This window comes from Vibrio sp. Y176, from assembly GCF_033438945.1.
This window is the reverse complement of the sequence record NZ_JAWOQS010000257.1, coordinates 1-856: the sequence shown is the minus strand read 5'-3', so window position 1 is coordinate 856 and position 856 is coordinate 1. Positions and strand designations below refer to the sequence as shown.

The 856-nt window shown below is 47.5% G+C and carries 1 protein-coding gene; it reads right to left on the bottom strand.

Annotated features, from left to right (window positions below; genetic code table 11):
• Window positions 1–85: 85 nt before the first annotated feature.
• Window positions 86–856, bottom strand: a 771-nt coding sequence (locus R7O13_RS25420; protein ID WP_318305016.1) for a heavy metal sensor histidine kinase, incomplete at its 5' end; no start/stop codon positions are given.

Below are 856 nucleotides of genomic sequence, written 5' to 3'. Positions count from 1 at the left end.
TGCCATGCAGTGATGATTCCAGACTTATTGCCACCGCAGACAGAGTTAATGTCTGATATCACTGTACTCGACAACCTAGCTCAGGTTATTCCTCTTTTGGACTCGTACGGGCCGAAGGCAACCTGATGTGAAATTCGGTGCCCTGGTTTTCTGATTGAACTTGGATATCACCTTCATACGCCTGCACAATAGATTGGGTAATCGACAAACCTAGCCCTGCTCCTACACTGCCTACATGTTGGCGAGACTTATCTGCGCGATAAAAACGGTCGAAAAGGTACGGTAAGTTTTGCTCTGCAATGGTGTCACCTTGGTTGCTGACCGATATCGTCACCTGTTCATCAACCGCTTGAACGTCAATCACAATGGTTGAATCAGCATACGCATGACGAATCGCGTTGGAGAGCAAATTGCCCACCGCACGTTCAAACATGTTTCTATCCATATAGAGCTGACCGTCGCCTGAGCTCACGATTCGCACCTCGGTATCTTCGGCCAATATTTCAAAATACGCGACCAAACGTTCGATTTCCTCCTGCACCGCAAACACTTCGTCATGGCGATGAATGAGCTTGTTTTCAGCCTTGGCAATGTAGAGCAAATCGTTGATGGTTTTCGTGATGCGGTTGAGTTCTTCCAACGTTGAGGCAATCGCATCCTGATACTCTTCAGGCGTTCGACACGCACCTAAAATGACCTGATTTTGCGTAGTAATGTTGGTGAGTGGCGTTTTTAACTCATGTGCTATATCAGAAGAAAACTCGCTCAAGCGGCGAAAACCAGTTTGCAACCTATCGAGCATCGCGTTGTGTTTGTTGGCTAACTCGCGCAGTTCTATTGGCAACGAATCGGGGTC